The organism is Sphaerisporangium flaviroseum (assembly GCF_039537005.1).
Lineage (GTDB): Bacteria > Actinomycetota > Actinomycetes > Streptosporangiales > Streptosporangiaceae > Sphaerisporangium > Sphaerisporangium flaviroseum.
Genome location: NZ_BAAAZR010000009.1, coordinates 65,688 through 91,450, shown reverse-complemented (window position 1 = coordinate 91,450; position 25,763 = coordinate 65,688). Strand labels below are relative to the sequence as shown.

Annotated in this window: 22 protein-coding genes; 9 read left to right on the top strand and 13 right to left on the bottom strand. The window is 71.0% G+C overall.

The features are described 5' to 3' along the window. Positions 1-267 precede the first annotated feature (267 nt). Entirely contained in the window at positions 268-1,275 is a 1,008-nt protein-coding gene (locus tag ABD810_RS19950; RefSeq protein WP_344942177.1) for an iron-containing redox enzyme family protein, read from the top strand. A gap of 230 nt (positions 1,276-1,505) precedes the next feature. On the opposite strand, the gene ABD810_RS19945 is transcribed toward ABD810_RS19950, so the two are convergent. From ABD810_RS19945 to ABD810_RS19935, 3 genes are all read right to left on the bottom strand, one after another. Further along, complete coding sequence (locus ABD810_RS19945; RefSeq protein WP_344942174.1) at positions 1,506-1,739, bottom strand: CDGSH iron-sulfur domain-containing protein; 234 nt, start codon at positions 1,737-1,739, stop codon at positions 1,506-1,508. A gap of 56 nt (positions 1,740-1,795) precedes the next feature. Beyond that, entirely contained in the window at positions 1,796-2,959 is a 1,164-nt protein-coding gene (locus tag ABD810_RS19940; protein ID WP_344942171.1) for a carboxylate-amine ligase, read from the bottom strand. Between the two features lie 296 nt (positions 2,960-3,255). Further along, the gene (locus tag ABD810_RS19935) at positions 3,256-4,005 is read right to left on the bottom strand and encodes a MerR family transcriptional regulator (RefSeq protein WP_344942167.1); all 750 of its coding nucleotides are present in this window, start codon (positions 4,003-4,005) and stop codon (positions 3,256-3,258) included. Positions 4,006-4,304: 299 nt separating this feature from the next. Here ABD810_RS19935 and ABD810_RS19930 point away from each other — a divergent pair, with 299 nt between their 5' ends. The 8 genes from ABD810_RS19930 to ABD810_RS19895 all read left to right on the top strand — a co-directional run bounded on the left by ABD810_RS19930 (position 4,305) and on the right by ABD810_RS19895 (position 13,933). Further along, entirely contained in the window at positions 4,305-5,120 is an 816-nt protein-coding gene (locus ABD810_RS19930) for a YndJ family protein (protein WP_344942164.1), read from the top strand. Positions 5,121-5,145: 25 nt separating this feature from the next. After that, on the top strand, positions 5,146-5,667 hold the full coding sequence (locus tag ABD810_RS19925) for a DUF1990 domain-containing protein (protein ID WP_344942161.1): 522 nt from the start codon (positions 5,146-5,148) through the stop codon (positions 5,665-5,667). 106 nt (positions 5,668-5,773) lie between these two features. After that, positions 5,774-6,640, top strand: a complete 867-nt coding sequence (locus ABD810_RS19920) for an SAM-dependent methyltransferase (protein ID WP_344942158.1) — start codon at positions 5,774-5,776, stop codon at positions 6,638-6,640. 151 nt (positions 6,641-6,791) lie between these two features. Then, positions 6,792-7,442: a maleylpyruvate isomerase N-terminal domain-containing protein gene (locus ABD810_RS19915; protein WP_344942155.1), complete on the top strand. Its 651-nt coding sequence runs from the start codon at positions 6,792-6,794 to the stop codon at positions 7,440-7,442. A gap of 13 nt (positions 7,443-7,455) precedes the next feature. Continuing rightward, a complete protein-coding gene (locus tag ABD810_RS19910) occupies positions 7,456-7,887 on the top strand; it encodes an SRPBCC family protein (protein ID WP_344942153.1) in 432 nt (143 codons plus the stop codon). Positions 7,888-8,207: 320 nt separating this feature from the next. Continuing rightward, positions 8,208-10,196 (top strand): GTP-binding protein, encoded by a 1,989-nt coding sequence (locus ABD810_RS19905; protein ID WP_344942151.1) that lies wholly within the window; start codon positions 8,208-8,210, stop codon positions 10,194-10,196. 3 nt (positions 10,197-10,199) lie between these two features. Next, complete coding sequence (locus tag ABD810_RS19900) at positions 10,200-12,026, top strand: ABC transporter ATP-binding protein (RefSeq protein WP_344942149.1); 1,827 nt, start codon at positions 10,200-10,202, stop codon at positions 12,024-12,026. After that, entirely contained in the window at positions 12,023-13,933 is a 1,911-nt protein-coding gene (locus tag ABD810_RS19895; protein ID WP_344942147.1) for an ATP-binding cassette domain-containing protein, read from the top strand. Before ABD810_RS19900 ends, ABD810_RS19895 begins: the two co-directional genes overlap by 4 nt. A 131-nt stretch (positions 13,934-14,064) precedes the next feature. On the opposite strand, the gene ABD810_RS19890 is transcribed toward ABD810_RS19895, so the two are convergent. The 10 genes from ABD810_RS19890 to ABD810_RS19845 all read right to left on the bottom strand — a co-directional run bounded on the left by ABD810_RS19890 (position 14,065) and on the right by ABD810_RS19845 (position 25,441). Further along, on the bottom strand, positions 14,065-14,715 hold the full coding sequence (locus ABD810_RS19890; RefSeq protein ID WP_344942144.1) for a class I SAM-dependent methyltransferase: 651 nt from the start codon (positions 14,713-14,715) through the stop codon (positions 14,065-14,067). A 4-nt stretch (positions 14,716-14,719) separates the two neighbouring features. Continuing rightward, positions 14,720-15,994 (bottom strand): endonuclease/exonuclease/phosphatase family protein, encoded by a 1,275-nt coding sequence (locus tag ABD810_RS19885; protein ID WP_344942141.1) that lies wholly within the window; start codon positions 15,992-15,994, stop codon positions 14,720-14,722. Next, complete coding sequence (locus tag ABD810_RS19880; RefSeq protein WP_344942139.1) at positions 15,991-17,013, bottom strand: glycosyltransferase family 2 protein; 1,023 nt, start codon at positions 17,011-17,013, stop codon at positions 15,991-15,993. Before ABD810_RS19880 ends, ABD810_RS19885 begins: the two co-directional genes overlap by 4 nt. Positions 17,014-17,030: 17 nt before the next feature. Further along, positions 17,031-18,287: an endonuclease/exonuclease/phosphatase family protein gene (locus ABD810_RS19875; RefSeq protein WP_344942136.1), complete on the bottom strand. Its 1,257-nt coding sequence runs from the start codon at positions 18,285-18,287 to the stop codon at positions 17,031-17,033. 260 nt (positions 18,288-18,547) lie between these two features. Beyond that, the gene (locus ABD810_RS19870) at positions 18,548-19,561 is read right to left on the bottom strand and encodes a lysylphosphatidylglycerol synthase domain-containing protein (protein ID WP_344942133.1); all 1,014 of its coding nucleotides are present in this window, start codon (positions 19,559-19,561) and stop codon (positions 18,548-18,550) included. Between the two features lie 323 nt (positions 19,562-19,884). After that, positions 19,885-20,928, bottom strand: a complete 1,044-nt coding sequence (locus ABD810_RS19865; RefSeq protein WP_344942129.1) for a glycosyltransferase — start codon at positions 20,926-20,928, stop codon at positions 19,885-19,887. Positions 20,929-20,930: 2 nt separating this feature from the next. Next, positions 20,931-21,962, bottom strand: coding sequence for a glycosyltransferase family 2 protein (locus ABD810_RS19860; RefSeq protein WP_344942126.1), 1,032 nt, complete (start codon positions 21,960-21,962; stop codon positions 20,931-20,933). A 10-nt stretch (positions 21,963-21,972) separates the two neighbouring features. Continuing rightward, positions 21,973-22,956 carry a UbiA prenyltransferase family protein gene (locus tag ABD810_RS19855; protein WP_344942123.1) on the bottom strand — a complete coding sequence of 328 codons (984 nt, stop codon included), beginning with the start codon at positions 22,954-22,956 and terminating at the stop codon, positions 21,973-21,975. Positions 22,957-22,976: 20 nt separating this feature from the next. Next, a complete protein-coding gene (locus tag ABD810_RS19850; protein WP_344942120.1) occupies positions 22,977-24,017 on the bottom strand; it encodes an NAD-dependent epimerase/dehydratase family protein in 1,041 nt (346 codons plus the stop codon). Beyond that, a complete protein-coding gene (locus ABD810_RS19845) occupies positions 23,999-25,441 on the bottom strand; it encodes an aspartate aminotransferase family protein (RefSeq protein WP_344942117.1) in 1,443 nt (480 codons plus the stop codon). The genes ABD810_RS19850 and ABD810_RS19845 overlap by 19 nt, the downstream gene beginning before the upstream one ends. Between the last annotated feature and the right edge of the window lie 322 nt (positions 25,442-25,763).

Here is a 25,763-nt window from a genome sequence, read left to right as displayed (position 1 = left end):
TCCCCCAAGCGCGTCAGGTCTCGTCAATCAACGCATCTACCAGCTCCTCTTGTCGAATACCTTTTATCGTGGCTTTGAGGGCCGGCGGAGTGCGACCCCTGACATTGCGGCGCCGGTGGCTGCCCCGGATGCCACGCCGCAAACCGTGCGATCCGCCGGCCCGCCGGCGGTGCGAGAGGCACCGCTTCTTCGGGACGGCCGACGGGTTTGCCGCTCCCGGTCCGGGTATAGGAGGCCGCCGATCATCTGAGTCACCTGGAGCGTCTGATGCGGTTGCCCCTTTCCCGAGGTCCGATCACCACCCGGCTCTTCGAACAGCTGGCCCGGCCGCCGCACGACTTCGACCCGTCGCCGGTCCGCGCGACCGGCGCACCGCTGCACGACGGCGATCTGCAACTCGCGCTCTTCGTCTGCTACGAGCTGCACTACCAGGGCATCGACGGCGTGGACGAGCGCTGGGAGTGGAACCCGTCGCTGCTGGCGATGCGGCGGATCCTGGAACGGCGCTTCGAAGACGGCCTGGCCCAGGTCGTGCCGCGCCCATCCGCGGTCCCCCCGGCCGCCGTGAGACCGGCGCTGACCGAGTTGGCGATCGCCGCCGACAAGGGCCCTTCCCTTTCGAAGTTCCTCCAGCGGGAGGCCGATCTCGAGCAGTTCCGCGAGTTCGTCGTGCACCGGTCGATCTACCACCTCAAGGAGGCCGACCCGCACACCTGGGCGATCCCGCGGCTGCACGGCCGTCCCAAGGCCGCCCTGGTGGAGATCCAGGCCGACGAGTACGGCGGCGGGCGCCTGCAGCGGATGCATTCGGAGCTGTTCCGGGCCACCATGCGCCGGCTCGAGCTGGACGACTCCTACGGCGCCTACCTCGACAGGGTGCCGGCGATAACCCTGGCGATCTCCAACGTCATGTCCCTGTTCGGCCTCCATCGCCGGTGGCGTGGCGCGCTGCTGGGCCACCTGGCGGCGTTGGAGATGACCTCGTCCCTGCCCAACATGCGGTACTCCCGTGGGCTGCGGCGGCTGGGCGGCGACGCGGAGGCCACCCGCTTCTACGACGAACACGTGCAGGCCGACGCCGTCCACGAGCAGATCGCCGTCCATGACATGTGCGGTGGCTTCGCGATCGCCCATCCCGGTCTGACCGGTGACGTGCTCTACGGCGCCGACTGCGCCCTGACCCTGGAACGGCTCTTCGCCGAGCACCTCATCGGCTGCTGGCGAGGTGAGACCTCCTCACTGGCCAGGACGGATCTGGTGGCGGGGCGCTCATGATGGTTCTCTCCTACGTGCTCCCCCTGCGCTGGGAGCACGAGGCGGATCCGGGCGAGCCGACCGCCTACCTGCGGCGGCTGGGCCGCAGCGTCCGGGTCCGTGGTGGACGGCTCGCCGGACGAGCTCTTCGCCCGGCACGCCGGTCTCTGACGTGGACTGGTCCGACACGTGCGCCCCGACGACGTCCTCAGGACGGCCGCCCACTCTCCTCGCCTGCTCCGCCGTAACGGTCAGCCGGGCTCGTCGGGCCCGCTCGGCGCCCGGAACCCGGTCGCCTTGTGCGAGCCGTCGCAGAACGGCTTGACCGATGAGCGGCCACAACGGCACAGCGCCACGGTCGCCCTGCCCGGGTCGATCGCCCGCCCGTCCTGAGTCGTCAACGCGAACGGCCCCCGTACGAGAAGCGGGCCGTCCTCGCATGGCGTGACCGTGACCAGGTCCTCAGTCTCACTCCGCTCCGGCATCCACGCACCGTGCCCGAGCCACGTACCGGCAAACGCGCCGGGACGGCCGGCGATCGTCAGCCGCGGGGAACGTACGGGCGATCGGGGAAGTTGGGGATGGCCAGCGTCTGCCGCAGGAGCAGATCCGCGACGTCGGCCAGCCGCCGGCGGCGGTTGTAGGCGGCGCGCTGGCGGGCGGCGCCGGAGCCGCCACACCGCAGCCGGTGCAGCACGGCGGTCACCAGGGCCAGGTCGCCGCTGTCCTCCAGGCTGTGGCACACCTTCGCCAGCAGCTGCCTGACCAGGTGCCAGGTCGGCATCCGGCGGCCGGACAGCAGGTCGACGCAGTCGCCTTCCATGCCGTCGCGAGCCGCTCGCCAGTAGGCGGCGCACAGCGGGGTCTGGTGGACCTGCGGGGCGGCGACGCCTCTCCGCACGTCGGCCAGCGCGGTGGAGGCCAGCGCCCGGATCAGCGCGGCCAGCATGATCGCCTCCTCGACCGTCGCGCAGGTGTCGGCGGTGCGGAACTCCAGGGTCGGCAGGTGGTCGGACGGCCTGACCAGCCAGTACACCATTGCCCTGTCGAGGATGGCCCCAGTGGCGTACAGGGAGTCGACCAGGGCTTCGTAGTGCTCGGCCGAGGAGAACAGCGGCGGCGGCCCGGCGCTGGGCCACCGCGCCCACAGGATCGCCCGCCAGCTGGCGTATCCGGTGTCCATCCCGTCGGCGATCGGGGAGTTCACCGTGAGGGCCAGCAGCAGCGGAAGCCAGGGACGCACGTGGTTGCTCACCTGGATCGCCTCCTCACGGTCGGCGATCCCGATGTGGACGTGGCAGCCGCACGCTGCCTGGCCGTGCAGCAGGGCTCGAAAGTGCTGGTACATGTGCAGGTAGCGAGGCGAGGACGTCAGCGGCGGCATGCCCGCGACGCCCGCGAGGCAGGTGCCGCAGGCGGCCAGGCCCGCCCCCACGCTCGCCGCCGCGGCGGAGGTGACGGTCCGCAGTTCCAGCAGATCGGCCGCGAGCCGCCGCAGATCGGTTCTGACAGGGGTGTTGGTCTCGATCTGGAAGCGGGTCAGCTCGGGTACCACCTGGGTGGCGAGCGGCCCGGGGATGCGGCGCAGAACCTGCTCGGCCGTGGGCCGCGCCCGCCCGGTCCGCGGATCGATGAGCACGAACTCCTCCTCCATCCCCACGGTGAGCCGGGGATGGCCGCGGCGCGAGGCAGGCGATCCGGTCATCGGCGCCACCGCCTGGTGGGAGACCCTCCCTTGGGAACGATCAGTGGTGCCGGCCATCGTGATCGCGTCCTTCCTTCACACCGCCGGGCAGCCGGCACCCGGTTCGCCGAGGTCCAGGGCCACATTCCTCCGGTGAAGATCAATAGGTCGGCATGAACCCTGCGACTGCCATAACTCATGATTGCCGGGCTAATGCCGATAAATACGATCGAAGACGCCTTTTGCCGGGGTCTGCGCTAACTTCATCGCGCCTTGACCGGGCCGGACGCTTGTCACCCTCCATATCCGGGCAGGCCTCACCGGCCGTGACGAGGCGCGTCGCCGGCGGCCTGATCTTCGCCTGTGACGTAGTGGTGCAGGTGGCCGGCTCCTTCCAGCATGGCGGTCGCTCGCTGGTGCAGCCCCTCGCGGCGTTGCGCGATGGCCGCGCGCAGAGCGTCACTGCTGCCGGTCCGGCGCAGGCCGTCGAGGACAGGCTGGATCTGGGACAGGGGGTAACGGCCCTGCCGCAGCATGTTGATCATCCGTGCGTCCCGGACGTCGGCCGAACCGAAGCGGCGGTACCCGGTGCCCGGCTCACGTCCGGGAGTCAGCAGGCCGGCGGACTCCCATACGCGCAGAGCGGATGCGCGCACACCGAGGGAGGCGGCCACCTCTCCGATGCGCATGCCCGACCGCGGCGGCGCCGAGGCGTCCGGGGTCTCCTCCGCGACCGCTTCGAGCGCTTCGCCCGTCGCCTGGAGCGAGAGCCGTTGTTCGTGCAGCATGGCATGGGCGGCGTCCACCAGGGTGAGCGCCAGTGGGAGATCTCCGGCATGGACCGCCTGCATGATCGCTCGAGCGGTGTCCCACCCGTAGCCCCTCGCCAGGGCCCGGTACGTCAGCAGGGCCCGGCGGTGGGCGACGCCGAACCTGCGGTAACCGGCAGGGCTCCGCGGGGCCGGAGGCAGGATGCCGGCGTCCGCGTAGTTGCGGATCTGCTGGGTGGAGATGCCTGCCGTTCGCGCCAGATCGATGGGGCGAAGCCCTGCTTCCTCACGGCTCATCGGTACGCCTTCCCGGTGACGGCTGCGATTTGAAGGTTATCCCCCCAGACCTCTAGTAGAGGCCTCCTGCTGCGCGGAAAGCCTCCACGTGTAGCTTCAATGGAGCACTTGAAGGCCACCCAGCGGCGCCGCGGGCTTGACGTGACCATCGGCATCGGGTTCCACCCGATCACCGTGCCGGCTCCCATCGTGCCGCGGATGGCACGGCGTGAGCCGGGTTCGCGAGCGGCCTCCCGCCGGCGGCAAGCCGCTGATACCCTTCGATGGGTTCGAGTTGAACGTGTTCAACCGGAGGCGCCATGACCACCCTGGTGAACGTCATCATCATGATGGGGATGCTGGTCGTGGTGCCGGCCGGGCTGAGGCTGATCGATACGCCGCCCTGGGTCAGGCTGGTGTGGGTCGCGGGCGCTGTCCCGGGCGCGGGCTCCCTCTGGCTTCCTCGGGGGACGGCCGCGATGGTGCTCGCCATCGTCTACGCGACGGCGACGCTGACCCTCGCCTCGCACGCCGCCATGCGGGCGTGGCGCCACCGGTCGTTGGCTCCGCGCGAGGTGGCGGTGCTCACCGCGCTGGCGACCCCGGCCGTCGCGGGCCTGTCGCTGGTGTGGGAGCGTGCGGGCCACTGGCTGCTCGGCTTCGAGCCCTACATCCTCGCACTGACCGTGGCGCACTTCCACTTCGCCGGATTCGCCGCCGCCCTGATGGCCGGCCTGGTGTGCCACGCCACCGGAGAACGTCCGTTGTCCACGGCCGCCGCGCTCACAGTGCCCGGCGGCACTGCCCTGGTGTTGCTCGGCTACTTCGTCGGCGACTGGGCCGAACTGGTGGGCGCGGTGGTACTCACCGCGGGTATGTGGCTCGTCGGCTGGCTGACATGGACAGAGGTGCGGCGCGGGGTCTCCGATCGGCTGACCCGCGTCCTGCTCTCCACCTCCGCCGTGATCCTGGTGGCCACGATGGCACTGGCACTGAGCTGGGCGCTGGGCGAGGCGACCGGGCTGCCCCACCCATCGCTGACGTGGATGGCCGCCACCCACGGAGTCTGCAACGCCGCCGGATTCGCGCTGTGCGGGGTGGCCGCCTGGCGCAGGCTGCGGCCCCTGCCTCTCTGAACCGGCGAACGAGACGAGGAGCGCGATGGATCTGAAGAGGTACGACGACGCGGAGCCGACCTACGCCGAGGTGGGGGCGACCCGCACGGAAGAACTGCCGGAGGGGTACCGGCGCATCACGCGCCGATACGAGATGGGCGACGGTGCCAGGCTCGGCCGTGCGGCCGACGCCCTTCTGACCTGGCGCATGCACGCCGCCCTCGGACTGTCGCCGCAAGCCACGGCGCCGAGGGCGGCACCCGGTGTCGTCGTGGCCTCCCGCCTCGGGCTCGGGCCGTTCGCCCTGGTCGCACCCTGCCGGGTCGTCTGGACCGTCGAGGAGGACCGCCGTGCCGGGTTCGCGTACGGCACGCTGCCCGGCCATCCGGAATCCGGCGAGGAGTCGTTCCTCCTGGAGGTGGCCGACGACGGGTCCCTGTCGTTCACGGTCCGCTCCTTCACCAGGCCCGGCCGCTGGTACACGCGTGCGGCCTGGCCGCTGGTCGCCATGGTCCAGCGGTTCTTCGTCAACCGCTACGCCGCCGCGCTGCGCCGCCACATCCGCTGAGCCGCCGAACGGCGAGGCCGAGGGCGCTGAAGATCACCCGCCTACGCCGATCGCGGCGGACAGCGTAATCTCCCAGCAGAGAACAACGTGAGGCAGGAGATTCCCCATGGCCGAGGACCCGAGCACCCCGAACCCCTTACCTGCGCCAGATGACTCAGGGCTCGCGGCGGAGGGCGCCGAAAGGCAGAAACCGGCACAGATCGACAGCACCGTGCCGCACTCCGCCCGGATCTGGAACTACATGTTGGGCGGAAAGGACAACTACCCCGTCGACCGCCAGGCGGGGGACAGAGTCCGTGAAGTCTTTCCCGGCATGGTCGACATCGCGCGCCATTCTCGGCACATGCTCACTCGTGTCGTGCGCTTCCTCGCCGGTGATGCGGGTATCCGCCAGTTCCTGGACATCGGCACCGGGCTGCCCACCGTGGACAACACCCACGAGGTCGCCCAGCGGGTGGCGCCGGAGTCGCGCATCGTCTACGTGGACAACGACCCCTTGGTGCTGGTGCACGCCCAGGCCCTGCTCACCAGCACCCCTGAGGGAGCCACCGACTACATCGAGGCCGACGTACGCGACCCCGAGCGCATCCTGCGGGCGGCCGCGAAGACGCTGGACTTCACCCGGCCCACCGCGCTCATGCTGATGGGAATCCTGGGCCTTGTCAGGGACTACGACGAGGCGCGCTCGATCGTGAGCCGGTTGATGGAGGCTCTTCCCTCTGGCAGCTACCTGGCGCTCTACGACGGCGCCGACACCGACCCGTCCTACGTCGAGGCCCTGCAACGCCACAACGCGGGAAGCGGCGTGGTCCCCTACACCCCCCGCAGCCTGGAGCAGATCACGGGTTACTTCGACGGTCTGACGCTGCTGGAGCCGGGCATCGTGTCGGTCACGCGGTGGCGGCCGGAGTCCAACCCCTGGGGCGACGCCCCCGACGTCGCCTGCGCGGGCGGGGTCGCGCTCAAGACCTGAGCGGGCGCCCTGGAAATCCTTGCCGACCTGCTGGACCAGGTCGGCAAGGCCGCCCCGTCCAGCAGCAAGGTCGACGCCACCGCCCCGGACCGGCTCCCCCGATCAGCGATGGGACGCCACCCTCGGACGACCCGACGATATGGTGCCTGCCATGCCGCAATCAGATGGAACGGGGTCATCCTCGGTGACCGCGGACGACGTCGACCAGGCCGTGCGGCTCGCCGTCGGCATCCTCCAGCAGGCGCCCCCGCCGGCCTGGGAGGGCAAGGCAGGCTCGCTCGATTGGGACTGCTGGGAGACCGTCGAACACCTCAGCGACGACCTCTTCTCGTACGCCGCCCAACTGGGCCCGAGGACACCGCCCCTGGAGGGCCTCGTGCCCTTCGCGTGGGAGCGCCGCAGGCCCGGAGGGCCCGCGAACGCCATCCACGCCGACCGCGCGGCGGGACCGGCGGGGCTGTTGCAAGTGCTGGAGGCGAGCTGCGCGCTGCTGACCGCCATGGTGCGCACGACGCCGCCGGAGGTCCGCGCCCACCACACCTTCGGGGTGTCGGACCCCGAAGGCTTCGCCGCGATGGGGATCGTGGAGACCCTGGTGCACACCCACGATCTGGCCGAAGGGCTCGGGCTGGCGTGGAACCCGCCCGCCGATCTGTGCTCCCGGGTGCTCGCCCGGCTGTTCCCCGACGCCCCGGCGTCCACCGACCCCTGGCCCACCCTGTTGTGGGCCACCGGACGCGGCGAGCTCCCCGGGCACCCGCGTCTGACCACATGGCGCTGGTACGCCACGCCCCGGTCATAGATCAGGAGGGGAAGTGCACACGATAGACACGTCCATCGTCATCACCGTTCCTCCGCAGAAGGTCTGGGACGTCCTCGTCGACTTCGGGACGTACGCGGAGTGGAATCCCTTCATCCGGCGGGCCGAAGGCGCCGCGGTGGCGGGCGGCACCCTGAAGCTGTACATCGAGCCGCCCGGCGGTAAGGGCATGACCCATCACCCGACCGTCCTGGTCGCCCAGCCCGCCAGGCACCTGCGGTGGCTGGGAAAGGTCGCGGTGCCCGGCCTCCTCGCCGCCCGGCACGACTTCATCCTGGAGCCGATCGACGAGGGCACCCGGCTCCGTCACCGTGAGGAGTTCACCGGGCTCCTGGTCCCCTTCCTCGGGCGGACACTGAAGCGGACGGAAGAGGGCTTCGCCGCGCTCAACCGAGCGTTGAAGGACCGGGCAGAGGGACGCGTGTGATCCTCACTATGTCCGAGGGCCTGGCTCCCTCATCTCCCGGGCTGTACACGTAGACGCCATCGCCCAGCGTACGGCGGATGACGCGGGCGATGCGGTCGGTCGTCGGCCTCAGTGTGCCGCCAGGTCTGCGGAAACGCGAGCGCGGTGGCGTCGTCCGCGTGGGGAGCGCGGCCGGGCCGTCCAACAATTCGGTTGCCCGGCCGGAGGGCCGTCTGCTGTACTCCCGGCAAGAGCCGGTCGATCAAGGAGACGGAAAATGCGTCGAGCGTTCACATCCCCCCAGAGGAAGGTTTCCGCTTATCTAGAGGGATTGACGCTTAGTGCATACGTTGAACTTGGGGATCCTGGCGCATGTCGACGCCGGTAAGACCAGCCTGACCGAGCGGCTGCTCTACGCCGCCGGTGTCATCGACGAGGTCGGCAGCGTCGATGACGGCAGTACCCAGACCGATTCCCTGGCGCTCGAACGGCAACGCGGCATCACGATCAAGTCTGCCGTCGTGTCCTTCGTCATCGGTGACATCACGGTCAACCTGATCGACACACCCGGCCACCCGGACTTCATCGCCGAGGTGGAACGCGTGCTGAGCGTGCTCGACGGCGCCGTGCTGGTGATCTCCGCGGTCGAGGGAGTGCAGGCGCAGACCCGCGTGCTGATGCGGACGCTGCAGCGGCTGCGCATTCCGACCCTCATCTTCGTGAACAAGATCGACCGCGATGGCGCGCGGTACGAAGGCGTGCTCCGGAGCATCTCCGAGAAGCTGACTCCGGCGATCGTCCCCATGGGATCGGTCCGCGACATCGGCACGCGCGGCGCCGGCTTCGCTCCTCACGACGCGGCCGGCACCGCTTTCACGGCCAGGCTGACCGGTCTGCTCGCCGACCACGACGACGCGCTGCTGGCCGCGTACGTCGGCGACGAGACGACGGTCTCCTACGACCGGCTCCGCCGCGAGCTGGCGGCACAGACCGCGCAGGCACTGGCGCATCCGGTGTACTTCGGCTCGGCCATCACCGGCGCGGGCGTCGATTCGCTGATCAACGGCATCGAGGAGTTGCTGCCCGCGACCGAAGGCGACGCCGATGGCCCGGTCTCGGCCACCGTCTTCAAGGTCGAACGCGGCCCGGCCGGGGAGAAGGTCGCCTACGTGCGCATGTTCTCCGGAACGGTGCGAACGCGGGACCGGCTGCGGCTCCCCGGCGACGACGAGGGGAAGGTCACCGCGATCAGCGTCTTCGACCGCGGCACGGCCGTCCGGCGTCCGTCGGTCGCCGCGGGGCAGATCGGCAAGCTCTGGGGTCTCACCGACGTCCAGATCGGGCACGAGATCGGTCTGCCGCCAAAGGAGAGGTCCGGGAGCGGCCACTTCGCCCCGCCGACGCTGGAGACGGTGGTCGTGCCCTGCCGTCCCGGCGACAAGGGCGCGCTGCACGCCGCGCTCACCCAGCTCGCCGAGCAGGACCCGCTGATCGACCTACGGCAGGACGAGATCCGGCAGGAAGTGTTCGTCTCACTCTACGGAGAAGTGCAGAAGGAGGTCGTCCAGGCCACGCTGGCGAACGACTTCGGCATCGGCGTCACATTCCGGGAGACCACCACCATCTGCGTCGAGCGGCCGATCGGCAGCGGTGCGGCCGTCGAGGTCATGAACAAGGAGGCCAATCCGTTCCTCGCCACCGTCGGGCTGCGCATCGACCCGGCCCCCATCGGCACCGGTGTCGAATTCCGGCTGGAGATCGAGCTAGGGTCGCTGCCGTTCTCGTTTCTCCGGGTCGTCGAGGACACGGTGCGGGAGACGCTGCACCAGGGCCTCTACGGATGGCAGGTGCCCGACTGCACGGTCACCATGACGCATTCCGGCTACGCGCCGCGGCAGAGCCACGCCCACGCCACCTTCGACAAGAGCATGTCGAGCACCGGCTGGGACTTCCGGTGCCTGACACCGCTGGTCGTCATGAGCGCGCTGCGGCGGGCCGGCACCAGGGTGTACGAGCCGATGCACCGCTTCACCCTGGAGATCCCGCCGGACACCTTCGGACAGATGGTTCCGGCGCTGGCGCGGCTGCGCGCCGTGCCGCGGGCTCCGGCGATCCGGGGCTCGTCATGCGTGCTGGAGGGTGAGATCCCGGCGGCTCGGGTGCACGAGCTGCAGCAACAGCTGCCGGCGCTGACGCGCGGCGAGGGCGTGCTGGAGTGCGCCTTCGACGGCTACCAGCCGGTCTCCGGGACGATCCCGACCCGCGAGCGGACCGACCACAATCCGCTCAACCGCAAGGAATACCTGCTGCACGTCATGCGGAGGGTCTAGCCGATGACTCCTCCCACCACCGCCCGGCGCACCGTCCTGCGCCACCTTCGTCCGGCACTTCGCTCCGTCCGGCGCTCGGAATCCGCCGCCGCCCGGAGCGCGGGTCGCACCACCGCCCGGCGCACCGTCCTGCGCCACCTTCGCCCTGGACCCCGCTCCGCGGGAGCCCTGGCCGCCGCCACGGCCGCCATGACGGCGCTGCCGCTGGTCGCGCCCCTGATCACGGGTCGCTTCGTCGACGAGGCGATCGGCGGGGCGAGCACCCGTCACCTCACCTTGATCGCTCTCGGCTACCTCGCGGTCGCGGTCTCCGCGCAGGCCGCGCGGGTGGTCACGGCCTGGCTCGCGAGCCGGCTGGCCTGGGACGGCACGAACCGCCTCCGGGAGCGGCTCGCCGAGCACGCCCTCGGCCTCGACATGGCCTACCACGGACGGCACACGCCCGGCGAGATGATCGAGCGGGTCGACGGGGACGTGGTCGCGCTCGCCGACTTCGTCGTCGCGTTCCTGCTGGACGTCGTGGCCGGCATCCTGCTCCTGGTGGGCGTGCTCGTCGTCGTGTTCACCGTCGACCCGCGCCTCGGCGGCGTCCTGCTGGCCTACTGCGTGCTGATCGGCTTCGGCATGGCACGCGCGCAGAGGCTGGCCGTACCGTCCGCCGCCCGCTCACGAGCGGAGCACGCGGCGCTCATCGGCACCCTCGAGGAACGGCTGGCCGGCGCGGAGGACATCCGGGCCAACGGCGCCGGCCGGCACGCCGTCAACCGGTTCCACCAGGCCGCCGCCGCCTGGTACCACGCGGACCTCCGGGCCGGGAAGATCGGCAGCGGCCTGCTCGCGTGCACCACGGTCGCGTTCGCGACGGGCACGGCGATCGTGCTCGGCCTCGCCGCGTGGACCCAGGCGTCCGGGACGCTCACCGTCGGCACCGCCGTACTGCTCTACCAGTACACGCTGATGGTGCGCGCGCCGTTCGAGCGGTTGATCGACCAGCTGAGGCAGTACCAGACGGCACTGGCCGGCGTCGCCCGCATCGGCGACCTGCTGGCCGAGCGGCGCACGCTGCCCGCGCCCGCCTTCCCGCGGCCGCTGCCGGCGACCGGGCCGCTCAGCCTGCACCTCGACGGCGTGGGCTTCGCGTACGCCGACGACGACGAACAGGTGCTGTCGGGCATCACCCTGAAGCTGGCGCCGGGTGAGACGCTCGGCCTGGTCGGCCGTACGGGCAGCGGCAAGACGACCATCGCCCGGATGGTGCTGCGCCTCTACGATCCGACCGAGGGCGGCGTCCGGGTCGGCGGGCTGGACCTGCGCGACGCCGATCCCGCGTCGGTGCGCCGGCGGATATGTGCCGTCACACAGGATGTGCAGCTCTTCGCGGCGAGCGTCCGGGACAACCTGACGCTCTTCGGCCCGCCTGCCGACGATCGTCGGCTGCGCGACATCCTCACCGGCGTCGGTCTCGGCGGCTGGCTGGCCGGCCTGCCCGACGGGCTCGACACGGAACTGGGCGGCGTCTCGGCGGGTGAGGCGCAACTGCTCGCCTTCGCCCGGGCGTTCCTCACCGACCCCGGGCTCGTGGTGCTGGACGAGGCGTCCAGCCGGCTCGACCCGGCCACCGAGCGGCGCGTCGAGCGGAGCGTCGACCGGCTGCTCACCGGCCGGACCGCCGTGCTCATCGCGCACCGGCTCTCGTCCCTGTCCCGGGTGGACACGATCGCCGTCGTGGACCACGGCAGGGTCGTCGAGTACGGCCGCCGCGAGGATCTCGCCGCGGATCCGGGTAGCCGGTTCGCTCGCATGCTCGACATGGCCGGGGTGCGCCGATGAGGCCCGTGATGCTGGTGGCCACCCGCCTTGCCCGCTTCGACCTGCGCCGCTACCTGGTCGGGGCCCTGCTGTGGATGCCGGTCAGCGTCATCCCCCTCGGGAGCGGGCTGGTGCTGCGGCAGCTGTTCGACCAGATCAGCGGGCATCGCGCCGCGACCCTGGAGCAGTCGCTGTGGCTGTGCGCGGTGTTCGTCGGTGTGGAGGCGGTCCGCGGCCTGGTCCTCGTCATCGCGCATACATACGGCGTCTACTGGTGGGACGCCGCGGCGACCCTGCTGCGGGCCAACGCGCTCCGTTCGATCCTCACCGCGCGCGGCCCCGCCGCGACCCGGCTGCCGCACTCCTCGGGCGAGTCGGTCGCCCGTTTCCGTGACGACGTGAGCGACGTGGTGGAGTTCACCGACGAAGCCGTCGCCCTGGCGGGCGCGGTCCTGTTCGGCGGTGCCGCTCTGGTGATCATGGCGTCGATCGACCCGGTCGTCACCATCGTGCTGGTGCTGCCGATGGTCGCGATCGGGGTGCTGAGCCGCCTGATGAGCGGGGTGATCCGGCGGCTGCACCAGCGTGCCCGCGTGCTCGGCGCGGTCGTCACGGCCTTCATCGGCGAGGCCTTCGCCGGTGTACTGGCGATCAAGACCGCCGGCGCCGAGGACGCGACGCTGCGGCGCCTGCGTGAGCACAACCGGAGGCGGCGCGACGCCGCCGTCAAGGACCGGCTGGCGATCGACCTGCTCGACTCCGCGACGGGAACGACCGTCGAGATCAGCATCGGTCTCGTACTGCTCCTGGCCGCCTCCGCGATGCGTCGCGGCGACTTCACGGTGGGCGATCTGGCACTGTTCACGAGCTACGTCGGCTGGCTCGCGGCGCTGCCGCGCACCATCGGCGTGCTGCTCTACCGCCTCCCCCAGGCGACGGTCGCGACAGAGCGGCTCGGCCGGCTGATGGCCCCGCACGAGGACGCCGGCGACCTGTCGCGGTACACCGGCGTCTGGTTCCACCGGCAACCGCCTCCCGCGATGACGTCACCGCCGGATCGCGACGACGCGCTCGAGCTCTTCGAGGCACGCGGGCTGACCGTACGCCACGACGAGACCGGCCGCGGCGTGCACGCGGTCGACCTGGAGCTCAGGCGGGGATCGTTCACGGTGATCACCGGCACCGTCGGCTCGGGCAAGACGACTCTGGTGCGCGCCCTGCTCGGCCTGGTGGCGTCGGACGCCGGCACGATCGCGTGGAACGGCCGGCCCGTCGATGACCCGGGGACCTTCCTGGTGCCGGACCGCACCGCGTACGCGAGCCAGATTCCGCGCCTGTTCTCCGAGTCGCTGCGGGAGAACCTGCTGCTCGGCTGGCCCGCGAGCGACGACCGGGTCGCCCGCGCGCTGGAGTCGGCGGTGTTCGAGGACGACCTGGCCGAGATGCCGGACGGCTTGGACACGGTCGTCGGCCCGCGCGGCGTACGGTTGTCCGGTGGCCAGGCGCAGCGGGCGACCGCGGCGCGGGCGCTGGTACGGGCGCCGGATCTGCTGGTGGTCGACGACCTGTCGTCCGCGCTCGACGTGGAGACCGAGAAGCTGCTGTGGGACCGCATCACCGGCACCGCCCGCGACGGGCACGGCCCTGAGACGCTGCTGGTGGTCTCACACCGGAGGTCGGCGCTGGAACGAGCCGACCAGATCATCGTCCTCGACCGTGGCACAGTCGCCGGCCGCGGCACGCTCGGCGAGTTACTCGAGAACTGCCCGGAAATGCGGCGGCTGTGGGACGAAGAACGCATCATCGAAGCCGAGGAACAGTCGGACATGCGATGCCGGCCGGAGTCACTACCGCCGGAAAGCGAAGCGGGACTCCGCGATGCCCAGGAACAAGCGACGCCCCCGGCGCCGGACCAACACGGCTCCTGACGTTCCACCTCAGACCAAGACTGCCGGGACCCCGACCGGAGCAGGCCCTGCTTCTCCGACATGGTGACGATCTCCCGCGTTCCTCACAGGTCGCACCCCCAGGGACGGTGGCCGTGCTCGGCGGGGGGAGCTCAGTCCCTCCGCAGGCGCAGGCCGGTGTACAGGCGCAGGGCGGTGCCGCCGAAGTGGGGGGCTCGGATCTCGCGGGTCAGGTGGAAGTGCTCGCGCAGGGCCGGCTGGAGTTTCTCGCGCCTGTCGGCGTACTGGCCGGGCCCTTCCTTGGTGGCCACTCGTAACGCGAGGTTCCACAGCGGGGTGGCGCCGGGGGTGACGACCGCCAGCGTGCCGCCGGGTGCCAGCACCCGCCGTATCTCCCGGCAGGCGGCGTCGATGTCCAGGACGTATTCGAGGGCGCTCACACTCACCACGCAGTCGAAGAACCCGGTCTCATAGGGCAGGGATTCGACGCCCGCACGGGTCAGGGTGGCCTTGACGTCGTGCCTGGCCAGGGCGGCGGACACGTCGTCCGCCATGTCATGGGGGTCGGCGCCGTGGAGCGCTTCACAGCGCAGGGCGAGTTCCGGCATGAAGACGCCGCTGCCGTAGCCGATCTCCAGCAGGCGGCCGAAGCGCATGCCGGAGAGCAGGTCCAGGATGATGCGGAAGCGGAGCCGCTGGACGTGGCCGAGCAGGGGACGGTAGTTCCAGCCCGGGTGGTCCACCGGGCTCGTGCACCGGAGCGCCGACCGCGGGAGCAGGTTGAGCGGGCGGGAGGAGATCATGTGGTCAGCTCCTTGGAGGCTCGAGGGATATGAGCACTTCTTGGGCGTGGTGGTCGGACATTCCCTGGGGGTCGAGGAACCGGTACCGGTGGACTTGCGGACCGGCGGTGAAGGTCCAGTCGAGCCGCCACAGCGTGGGGCCGGCGGCGGGCCATGAGGCGGGGTAGAGGGATCCGGCGGCGTGGCCGGCGTCCGAGAGCCTTGCGGGGAGCCCGCGCAGGTCCCCCATGGCGGCCGTGGTGTTGAAGTCACCTGCCACCACCACCGGGTTGCGGTTGGCGCCGATGTCGAAGCGCAGGCCGCCGAACTGGGCACGGCGGGCGGAGTCCCGCCCGTACAGGTCGGTGTAGAACCTCGGTGTCAGCGGATCGTCGCCCAGCTTGTACTGGGCCGGGATGTGCACGTTGTAGGCCGTCAGCACCGAGGCGCCCACCCTCAGGTCCGTACGCAGGACCTTGGACAGGTCGAACACCGAGCGCCAGGGTGAAGTCGGGCCGAGGGCCCTGGCGGGACCGACCCGAGGGGTCGCCACGATGGGAAAGCGGGACAGCGTGACGAGCTCGCCCTGGACCGCGATGTGGTAGCCGGGGAACTCGCGGCGCAGCCGGGAGAGATCGTCGATCCGGCGGGGAGCGCCGTTCTCCCAGTGCATGTATTCCTGCAGGAGGTAGACGTCGGCGTGCCGGGACTTCAGGTAGCCGTAGAAGCGTTCCGGTCGCTCGCCTTGCGCCCAGTATTCGGTGTTCCATGAGACGAGGCGCAGGGCACCGGCCGGAACCGGTCCGCCGTTCCCGGTCAGCGCGCCGAGATTCGTGCCGCTGTGTCCGGCGCCGAGGACGAGGGCCGCGACCGCCAGGGCGCGGCACCACCGCCGCGACCGGCCGGCCAGGCGCGCGGCGGCCAGCAGCACGAGCGGTGCGGCGAGGTAGACCACCGGCGGGAGCAGGTCGGGCAGCAGCCAGAGCCAGAACCGGCCGGACAGCAGGTGGTGCAGGACGACGAACGCCGTCCATGCCACGGCGGCACCGAGGGTGAGCCACCTCAGCACGGCACCGGCGATCGAGCCCGGCGACCGGGCTCCGGCGGTACCCCGCCGCTGCCGGGTGTCTTCCGAGCCGGTGGTACCCGGTCGTCGAGGGACGTCCTCCGGGCCGGTGGTACCCGGTCGCAGCCGGGTGCTTTCCGGGCCGGAAATGCCCGTTCGCTGCGGGGTGTCTTCCGGGTCGGTTGGATGTCCGCCGGGGGTCAGCGTGCGGGGTGCGGTGTCGTCGAGCCTCACGTCACGGTCACCGGAGCCGGGGCGTCGTAGATCTCGCGGAACCTCGCCGAGGCCAGCCACTGCAGCATTCCGGCGATCACGGCGGCGGAGATGACCAGGTTGACCAGGAAGTGCACGCCGACGAAGTAGACGCCGAAGACCGGGCAGCGCCGGGCGAACACGAACCGGTACATTCCGGCGTCCAAGGCCAGCGACGCGGCCAAGAGCAGCGCGGGCACCGGCGCCCACACCGGGCCGAGCACCAGGGGCAACGGCAGCGCGGCGACGGCGAGCAGCGACGCCAGCGAGCTCCAGGCTCGGGAGGCCGTCTCGTAACCCCGCGCGAACCTGCGCTTCTTCGCGTACAGGGGGACGCGGAGCCGGCCGCGGTGGAACAGCTTGCGCAGCAGCGGTCCCAGCTCGGCGTCGTGGTCCAGCCGGCCGTGGATCGCCGGCGTGCTCAGGAGCCGGTAACGCCGGTTGATCCGGTGGCCGTAGTCGACCTCCTCGGTGTACCTCAGCGACGGGTTGAACGGTCCGACCTCCGCGAAGACCTCCGCGCGCATCGCGAACATGGCCGACCACAGGAAGGAGACCTCGCCGGCCGTGTCGATGGTCCAGTAGTGGTGCTGCAGGGCGCGGTAGTCCTCCACCCTGCTGTCCCGGAACAGCGGGTCCGGGTCCTCGATGCCGCACACCGCGCCGATGCTCGGGTCGGCCGAGAGGAGCGCCACCGCGCGTTCGACCGCGTCGGGGGCCAAGGCGATGTCGGAGTCGACGAAGAACAGGATCTCGCCGCTCGCCTGGTGAGCGCCGGTGTTCCTGGCCACCGCGGACCCGCCGTTGACCTGGGTGCTCATCACGGTTATCCCCATGGACTCCGCGACGCGCACCGAGCCGTCGGTGCTGCGGTCGTCCACCATCACGATCTCCAGCGCGGGATAGGTCTGCTCCTGGACGGCCGCCAGGCACAGCGGCAGGGACCTTTCGTGGTTGTAGTTCGGGATGATGACGGTGACCAGGGGGCGGTACGCGTTCACGGCGATCTCTACCTCGCTCAGGGGCCGGGTTCGATGTGGAAGTCGGCTGTGTCCTCATCCGGTGGGGACACGGTCATGTGCTGGAGGTGATGGCTCGACATGCCCTGCGGTGAGCGCAGCTCATAGCGGTGGACCCCGACACCCGGCGAGACGAGTGTCCAGTCCATCCGCCAGAGCCGCAGACCGGCGAACGTCAGCGTCGCCGGATAGGGCGGCCCTCCGGCCGCCGCCGCGTCCTCCAGGCGGTCGAGCCGGTCGAGGTCGCCCATGCTGGGCAGCACGTTGAGGTTGCCGGAGACCAGCAGCGGGTGGGGATTGGCGTCGACGTCGGCGGCCAGCTTCTCGAACTGGAGCTTCCGCTCGGCGTCCAGCAGGCGCAGGGACCGGTAGAAGTCGCCGCTCAGCGGGCTGTAGTACAGGTGGAACATGTCGTAGAAATGCACGTTGTAGACCGACAGGACCTTCCCGCCGACCAGCAGGTCCGTACGCATCGCCCCGTGCTTCCATCCGTTCAGGAACGGGACGTCCGGCGGTGGCTGCGGGTTGGTCTCCAGCGCCGCCTGGCGCACGATCGGGAACCGGGAGATCGTGATCAGGCCTTCGACGCTCGCGAAGTGGTACCCGGGAAACTCCCGCCGCAGCCGGTCCTGGTCGGGGATCGGCCGCCGGTCCTCCGGCCCACCGCCGACGCACTCCTGGAGCAGGTAGACGTCGGCGTGCTGCCCGGTCAGGTAGCGGTAGAAACGGCCGGGGTCGTCGTGGGTGTTCCACTCAAGGGTGTCCCACGAGACCACGCGCAGCGCGCCCGGAGGAGCCGGCCCGGCCCCGCCGGCCCACAGCGCCCGTGGATTCAGCCCGGCTTCGCCCACCCCGGCGGTCAGGGCGGCCAGCGCGAGGACGAGCGCCCAGCGTCCGGCGGCTGGGGCGCGGCGCAGCCTCAGCAGCGCGACGAGGGCGAGGGCGAGCGGGAGCACCGCGAACATCAGCGGCGGTGTCGCGAGATCGGGGAGGAGCCACACCCACGTCCTGCCGGTGAGCAGCCTGTGCAGGAGGGCCAGTGCCAGCTCGGCCCCCGCCAGGCTGATCAGCACCCGGTCCGAGCGGGGCAGTGACGTGCGCGCGAGCGGCACCATCAGCATCGCACCGAGCGCCACCGGCGGCGCGGCCAAGATCAGCAGCAGCGGCAGCGAACCGCCCCACCACCAGAACCGGCCGGTCACCACCCAGTTGACCAGCGCGATGACGAGCCACCCCACCGGCACGGCCAGCGACACCCACCCAACCCACCGCGCCCCACCCACCCCGAAGGGCTTGACCCCATCCCTCCAGGCCCGGCGCGGCGCAAGATCCCCGCGGTACGGCCGCGCCGGCTCGGCCGCGGCGAGACCCGGATGAGCAGCGGCCCCGGTCCGGTGCCGAGCCACCTCGCCCGCACCGAGACGGCCATCCCCGGACGGCCCCGCCTCCGCCGCGTCCAGACGGTGGGGGGGTTCGGGCTGGGGCTGTTCCGTGTGGGCGGGATCGGGAATGGTGGTCATGGGTCGCTCCGGGGAGGACGGTGGCCGACGGTGCGGGCAGAAGCTCGGCCGATCCAGGCCAGCAGCCCGAGGACGGCGACGGCGGAGGCCATCTCGCCCACGGTGATCAGCACCCGGCTCAGGGCCACCAGGGTGACCAGGCCGGAGCCGGAAAGCTGGGTGGCGAGGGTGAGGCCGAGGACGAGTTCCCTGCCGCCCAGCCCCGACGGCATCACGAGGGTGAAGATCCCGGCCACGGCGGCGAGCGCGAACCCTCCGATGCCCACCGTCATCGCCCCGCCGGGCGGCGCACCGAGCGCGATGGCCAGCACCGCGATATGCGTACCACTGACCAACCAGCCAAGCGCCATCACCCCGGTCACCACAAACAGCACGCGCCGCCCAGGCAGTACGAAGGACCTCCCGGCCAGGTCAGAGGCCCGTCCGGGCTGGGCGGGGGGCCGCTCGGGCTGGGTGGGGGGGTGCTTCGGTGGGGTGGTCGGTGGGCTGTCACGGCGTAGTACTCGTTGGGCGAGGCTGAGGAGGCCGGACAGCAGCCGAGGCGCTGCCAGCGGGACCAGGGCCGCGGCCAGCACCGGCAGCAGTGCCCACCAGATCGCGTCGGCCGCCACCAGCCAGGGCAGGGCGAGCAGTCCCACCGCGAGGCCGGAGATCACGCCAAGCCCCTGGGAGGCCACGAAGGCCCCGGCCAGCCGGGCCGGTGGCTCGCCCAGCGCTCGGGCGGACGCGGCGTGCGCCACCGCGGGCCAGACGCCGCCCGGCAGGTAGCGGGTGAGCCCGGCCAGGAAGAAGACCCGGAGCGCGGCGGCGTGCGTCAGCCGGGTGCCCATCGCGGCCAGCAGCATCCGCCATCCGAAGAACCCCGGCACCCCGCCGACGGCTGCCAGCACCCCGGCGAGCAGGGCGTTCCCCCAGCCCACCAGCCTCAAGCTGGCGCCCAGCCCGTGCCGCACGCGCCACATCTGGTAGCCGAGGAAACCCAGCACCACCAGGTAGCAGGCGGCGCGCAACCCGGTGAGCGCGCGCCGGCGGAGCGGCGAACCCGCCGAATCCCGGCCACCCGCCCTTCCCTGCCCGGCCCCGCCCAGCCTCTCCCCCAGTCCCCGGCGACCCGGCCCGGACTGTGCCAGCCCCTCCGCAACTGCCCCACCATCCCCACGACCCGGCCCGGACCGTGCCGACCCCTCCGCAACTGCCCCACCATCCCCGCGACCCGGCCCGGACCGTGCCAGCCCCTCCGCAACTACCCCACCATCCCCGCGACCCGGCCCGGACTGTGCCGGCCCCTCCCCCGGTGCCGGGCCGTCTCGGTCGGGATCGGTGTTCGTCGCGGTCATGCCGGTGCCTTTCGGTACATGCGGCGGAACGACCGCGAGGTCAGCCACTGGGCGATGCCGACGGCGGCCCCGGCGGCGATGGTCAGGTTGACCAGGAAGTGCATGGCGACGAAGTACAGGCCGAAGGCCGGTCCGCGGCTGGCGAACACGTACCGGTACATCCGCCGGTCGATGGCCAGCCAGGTGGCGAACAGCAGGGCCGGTAGCACCGCCGGCCACAGGGCGCCGGCCGGCAGCGCCGCGGGCCACAGGGCGCCGGCCAGCAGCGGCGCCGGCAGGGTCGTGACCGCCAGCGCGGCAGCCAGGCTCGCGCCGGCCTCCGGCGAGGCGACCACCCCCGCCGCGTACCGGCGTTGCAGGAAGAAGGGCACCTGCACGCGTGTCCGGTAGAACACCTTCCACAGCGCGATGCCCAGCGTGGCGTCGTCGTCGTGGCGGCCGTGCACGGCCGAGGTCAGCCGCACCTCGTACCGGTCGGCCAGTCGTTCGCCGACGTCGGCGCCCTCGCTCTGGGTGAGGTGGGGGTTCCAGGGCCCGACCTCCGCCCACACGTCGGCGGGTATGGCGATCATGGCGCTCGGCAGGAACCCGCTGATCGGCCCCTCGTTGGCGCGGAGCCAGTAATGCCGGAACAGGTTGCGGTAGTCCTTGATCAGCTTGTCCCGGATGAGCGGGACGGGATCGAAGTTGCCGCAGACCGCGCCGATCTCAGGGTCGGACCGCAGGATCGCCACGGCGGCGGCGACCGCTTCGGGGGCCAGGGCGACATCGGAGTCCAGGAAGAACAGGATCTCGCCGCGCGCGTGCTCGGCGCCGAGGTTGCGCGGCACGGACGCCCCCCCGCTGTTGGCCGGCGTGCTGATCACGCGTACGCCCAGCGACTCCGCCACCCGGACCGAGTCGTCGGTGCTGTGGTCGTCGACGCAGATGATCTCAATCGGGGAGTAGGTCTGCTCCTTGACCGCGCGCAGGCAGAGCGCGAGCACGTGCCCGTAGTCGTGGTTGGGGACGATGACGGAGACGAGCGGCCTGGGCTCCATGGTCAGCAACCTTTCGAGGGATCGATCGAACGCCGCCGGATCGCCGGGCGACGCGACGGCCCGAAGGAGGAGTCGACGGTGGCGCGCGCCCATCCGGTGGCGGCCCCGGCGAGCAGCGCCACGTGGACGAGGAAGTGCACGGCGGTGAAGTAGGCGAGGAATCCCGGTCCCTTCTCCCGCAGGACCAGGCGGGACAGCGGCGGGTCGGCGGCGGCGAACAGGGCGAGGAAGGCCGCCGGCAGTCCCAGCAGCGGCGGCCAGGCCAGGCCGAGCGGGAGCGTGGCCAGAACAAGTGCGGCGGCGAGCACGCCGGTCATACGGTTGATCTTCAGGGCGCCCCTGCGCAGCCGGTTCCGCGCGGCGAAGGGCATCAGCTGGGCCCGCCGGTACTGCTCGGCGAGCAGGGGCGGCAGCCGGTCGGCCTCGTCGTGACGTCCGGCCACGGCGTCGGTCAGCCGGATGCGGTACGCGGCGATCAGGCGCTCGCTGTAGTCGTCGTCCTCGGCGCTCCGGAGGTTCTCGTCGAACGGCCCGACCTCGTCGTACACCCGCCGGGGCACGGCGGCGAGGGCGAAGATCGCGCTCTTGGTCAGGCCCACCGCGCGGGTGAGGGCGGAGTGGAGGTGCAGGGTCCGGTACATCTCCACGGGGCCGTCGTCGACGAGCGGCTCCTTGGCGTACACCCCGTAGACGCATCCGCACCCGGGGTCCGCCCGCAGCAGCTCCACGGCGTTGCCCACCGCGTCGGGGGCCAGCGCGACGTCGGAGTCCAGGAAGAACAGGACCTCGCCGCGGCTCGCGGCCACTCCCGCGTTGCGTGCCGCCGACACTCCCCCGTTGCGGGGCTGCTCGACCAGCCTGCAGGGATGCTCGCGGGCGATCACGCGTGACCGGTCGGTGCTGGCGTCGTCGACGACGATGACCTCGACCGGGCTGTACGTCTGGGCCTGTGCCGATGCCAGGCAGGCCCGGAGCGTCTTCTCCGCGTTGTAGGCCGGCACGATGACGGACACCAGGGGGGACGATCGGGACACGGCTCACCTTTCATGGCAGGATCGCGTGGGCCAGGACGGGGTAGTGGACGAGCGCGAGCGTGGCGCCGAGCACGGCCGCCCACAGCCCGCAGATGCCCACCGTGACGCGGTCGCGCAGCAGGACCCGTACGGGATCGGTTCCGCCGCGTCCGGCGAGCTGGATCTGCAGGTAGCGGAAGAGCGCGAACAGGGCGAACGGGACGGACAGCATCATCGCCGTCTGGCCGTGGTCGGGGCCGAAGGGCGCTTCGGTGCGCAGGTAGATGAGGCCGGCGACCAGGGCGAGCACCGAGGTGATCTGCAGCAGCGCGTTGGCCAGTTCCAGCGAGTAGCCGGCCAGCGCGGGCCGGTGCGCGGCGCCCACTCCCAGCAGCTCCTGCCGCCGCTTGCCGATGAGCAACAGCAGGGAGACCGAGAACGCGGTGATCAGCAGCCATCCGGCCACCCGCTCGCCGGTCGCGAGGTATCCCTGGACGACCCGGAGCACGAAGCCGAGCGCCACGGCGCCCACGTCCACCAGGGGGATGTGCTTCAGCACACGGATGTAGGCGACGTTGAGCACCAGGTACGCCGCCACCGGCCAGTACGGCCCGGTGCCCATGCCGGTCACGACGGCGAGCAGGGCGAGCAGGACGGCGCAGTACAGGCATGCGCCCCAGACCGGTACGCGACCGGCGGCGACGGGACGCCGGCGCTTGACCGGATGGCGCCGGTCACGGTGCCGGTCGGCGATGTCGTTGCCGACGTAGACGGCGGCGGACGCCAGGACGAACGCCAGCGCGGCCCAGGCGACCCTGCCGACCACGGCGAAGGTCCAGGGAGAGGCGTCGATGAGCGCGATCGGTATCAGCAGAAGGGCCTTGATCGAGTGAAGCGGGCGTATCAGGCGTACGAGGTCCCCGGCCAGGCCCGGCCGGGCCGCGACGGCCAGGCCCGGCGGCGGTTCAGGCCGCAGCGGCCCTTCGTGTACGCCGGCCGATTCGGCGACGTGCATGTCTCCACCTCCAGCCCGGCTCAGAAGAAGACCTTGGCCAGCGACAGCGCACCCTGCCGCCAGGCGTCGCCGCTGGTACGGCCGGTGGCCCGCGCCGGGCGGTCCGCCCGCTGCCCGCGCCACCACTCGTAGGTGCGCAGGATCGCGTCCCTGTTGGACAGCCGGGGCCGGAAGCCGAGCCTGTCGCGGGCCTTGCCGATGCTGACGTAGGAGTCGGCGCGCAACTTGTGCAGCAGCCGCCCGTATACCGGCGACAGCCCGCTCCGTTCCAGCAACCGGAGCCCGGCGAGCGCGGGTCGTGCGGGCAGCGACACGACGCGCTTGCCGTGCCCCGCGGCGTCGAGCACCGCCTGGAAGTCCGTCCGCAGCGTGCCGAACTCGGCGGCGGCCACGTTGTAGGTGTCGTTGGCGACGTCCGCCGGTGCCGCGAGGACGCTGGTGACGGCCGCCACCAGGTCCTCCACGGCCAGCATCTGGATGCGCACGTCCCCGCTGCCGAGGACGGGGAAGTTGCGGCCCTCCTCGGCCCACTGGAAGAGCATCGCGAACAGGCCCATGCGGCCGGGGCCAAGGAAGGTCTTGGGGCGCAGGACCGGCACGCACATGCCGTCCGCCCGGAACTTCTCGGCCACCTCCTCCGCCTCCGCCTTGGCCCGGGAGTAGACGTCGACGGGTTCGCGCGGATGGTCCTCAGGCGTGGGGACCAGCGCCGGCAGGCCGTACACGGCGGTGGAGGAGATGTGGACGACCCGCGGCACCCCGGCCCGGCGTCCGGCCTCCAGGAGGCTGCGGGTGCCGCCGACGATCACGTCGCGGATCTGGTCGGCCGGATAGCTCGGCAGCGCGCCGGCGCAGTGCACCACCGCGTCCGCCCCCGCCATCGCCTCCGTCATGAGTGAGGTGTCGCGTATGTCCCCCACGCTGTACGGCCACGCCGGTGCCGGGCCCGCCGGTGGGCGCAGGTCCACGCCCAGGACCTCGTGCCCCTCGCAGGCGAGGTGCCGGGCCAGCGTGCTCCCGAGCATCCCGCTGCTGCCTGTCACTACGACGCGGACGGCCATCGCGGCGCCACCTTCTCCCGTACGAAACGGACGAGCAGCCGGGTGAGCCCCTTGGCGAGGGTCTGGTCGAGGCTGTCCAGGAAGTACTCGACGTCGGCGGGCTCGGCCACCAGCGACGGGGCCGCGACCAGAGGGTTGTGGCCGTTGAGGGTGTAGTAGGCGTAGACGCCGTGGTCGCGGTAGAGGGCGTCGACGACCGCGCAGGTGATCAGTTTGATCCGGAAGTTCGGGTCACGGGCCAGTCCCGCCGGGGCGAGCCGCGCCGCGAGGTCGAGGAGTTTCGGCCCTCCGTCCAGGAAGATCCCGTACATCGCGCCGGCGCCGCGCACCTCGGCCACGGAGTCCGCGTGCTCCTTGCGGATACGGTCCAGTCCGGGCGCGAGCACCCGTTCGATCTCGCGGGCGCGTTTGGGGTAGTCGTCCTCGACCGCGATGTTCACCGCCTCGATCGCCGTCGCGGTCTCCTCGCCGAAGCCGTAGTAGGTCGTGCTGGTGCTGTGCAGCAGGGAGTCGGTGAGGTTGTCGTAGGCCTTGCGGAAGATCGGTTCGCGCGCGATGAAGGCCGAGATGGAGGACTTGCCCCCGCCGAAGGACTTGGACGTCGTGAGCACGTCGGGGACGAGGCCGGGGTAGCGCATGAAGTGGAACAGGCTGCCGGTCTTGCCCCACCCGGTGTAGATCTCGTCGAAGATCAACACGATGTCCTCGGCGGTGCAGATCTCCCGCAGGCCGCGCAGGAACTCCTCCGAGCAGAAGCGCACGGTGGACGCGCTGAACGGCTCTATGAGAATCGCGTAAACGTCGCAGCGGCCGTCCGGCCGGCGCGCGGCGGCGATGGCCTCGCGTACGGATGTCAGGTCGCCGTATTGAAAGGTGCAGATGCCGGGGATCGTGGGGAAGGTGAATCGGTTCTGTCCTACGGCGGTGAGCCCGCCGGAGCCGAGCAGCTTGCCGTGAAAAGCGATGTCGGCCCGAAGGATCCGATGTCGCCGACCCTTGTGGTATTTGTACGCCAATTTGACGGCACCCTCCACCGCCTCGGCACCGGAGTTCGGGAAGAACGACATGTTCAGGTCGCCGGGCAGTAATTGGGCGAGATTGTGACCGAGAGCGGCGATGTACGGGGAGAAATACGTCTTGTGCACCTCCATTCGCTCCCTCTCCTGATACCGCCTGCGAGCGGCGAGGATGCGAGGATGGTTGTGACCGTGGTTGAGGACGCCGACCCCTCCGGTGAAGTCCAGGATCCGTCGTCCGCCGCGAGTCCAGATCCACATTCCCTCGGCACGTTCGACCAGCTCACGGCCGAACCCGAATGAGGTCATCAGGGAGACCTGGCTCCGGCTGACGTACTTGCCGTAAAGGCTGTGGACTTGTTGTGCTGTCAGGTGTTCGCACTCGTCGATGCCGATCAACTCGGACACGCATGCCTTCCTTCCATTGCGAGCGGTCAGGGCTCGCGTGGTGGCAGGTTGAGCCCTTTCCTGGGACGGGGCAATGGCAGCCTCAAAGGGCAGCACAACAGTAGGTAGAGCTGCGCGAAGTTACGTAGCATAAGTCGCAGGTTTTATCATTTTTCACGAATTATCGCGTTACTTTCGGCCGGCCACTCACCGGAAAAGCCAACAGGTTTGTGACCGTGCGCAAGTGGCATGTTCGAAACCCATGTTTCGGCCTTTTACGGCCAGAGGTGGCATATGTCGCTACATGCTCGGTACGATCCTTTGCGACCTACGTCCCTGACCG

What these genes read in the sequence shown, in the direction of transcription:
- ABD810_RS19950 (WP_344942177.1), top strand. Translation starts at nt 268, where the DNA reads ATGCGGTTGCCCCTTTCCCGAGGTCCGATCACCACCCGGCTCTTCGAA.
- ABD810_RS19945 (WP_344942174.1), bottom strand. Translation starts at nt 1,739, where the DNA reads ATGCCGGAGCGGAGTGAGACTGAGGACCTGGTCACGGTCACGCCATGC.
- ABD810_RS19940 (WP_344942171.1), bottom strand. Translation starts at nt 2,959, where the DNA reads ATGACCGGATCGCCTGCCTCGCGCCGCGGCCATCCCCGGCTCACCGTG.
- ABD810_RS19935 (WP_344942167.1), bottom strand. Translation starts at nt 4,005, where the DNA reads ATGAGCCGTGAGGAAGCAGGGCTTCGCCCCATCGATCTGGCGCGAACG.
- ABD810_RS19930 (WP_344942164.1), top strand. Translation starts at nt 4,305, where the DNA reads ATGACCACCCTGGTGAACGTCATCATCATGATGGGGATGCTGGTCGTG.
- ABD810_RS19925 (WP_344942161.1), top strand. Translation starts at nt 5,146, where the DNA reads ATGGATCTGAAGAGGTACGACGACGCGGAGCCGACCTACGCCGAGGTG.
- ABD810_RS19920 (WP_344942158.1), top strand. Translation starts at nt 5,774, where the DNA reads ATGGCCGAGGACCCGAGCACCCCGAACCCCTTACCTGCGCCAGATGAC.
- ABD810_RS19915 (WP_344942155.1), top strand. Translation starts at nt 6,792, where the DNA reads ATGCCGCAATCAGATGGAACGGGGTCATCCTCGGTGACCGCGGACGAC.
- ABD810_RS19900 (WP_344942149.1), top strand. Translation starts at nt 10,200, where the DNA reads ATGACTCCTCCCACCACCGCCCGGCGCACCGTCCTGCGCCACCTTCGT.
- ABD810_RS19895 (WP_344942147.1), top strand. Translation starts at nt 12,023, where the DNA reads ATGAGGCCCGTGATGCTGGTGGCCACCCGCCTTGCCCGCTTCGACCTG.
- ABD810_RS19890 (WP_344942144.1), bottom strand. Translation starts at nt 14,715, where the DNA reads ATGATCTCCTCCCGCCCGCTCAACCTGCTCCCGCGGTCGGCGCTCCGG.
- ABD810_RS19865 (WP_344942129.1), bottom strand. Translation starts at nt 20,928, where the DNA reads ATGGAGCCCAGGCCGCTCGTCTCCGTCATCGTCCCCAACCACGACTAC.
- ABD810_RS19855 (WP_344942123.1), bottom strand. Translation starts at nt 22,956, where the DNA reads ATGCACGTCGCCGAATCGGCCGGCGTACACGAAGGGCCGCTGCGGCCT.
- ABD810_RS19850 (WP_344942120.1), bottom strand. Translation starts at nt 24,017, where the DNA reads ATGGCCGTCCGCGTCGTAGTGACAGGCAGCAGCGGGATGCTCGGGAGC.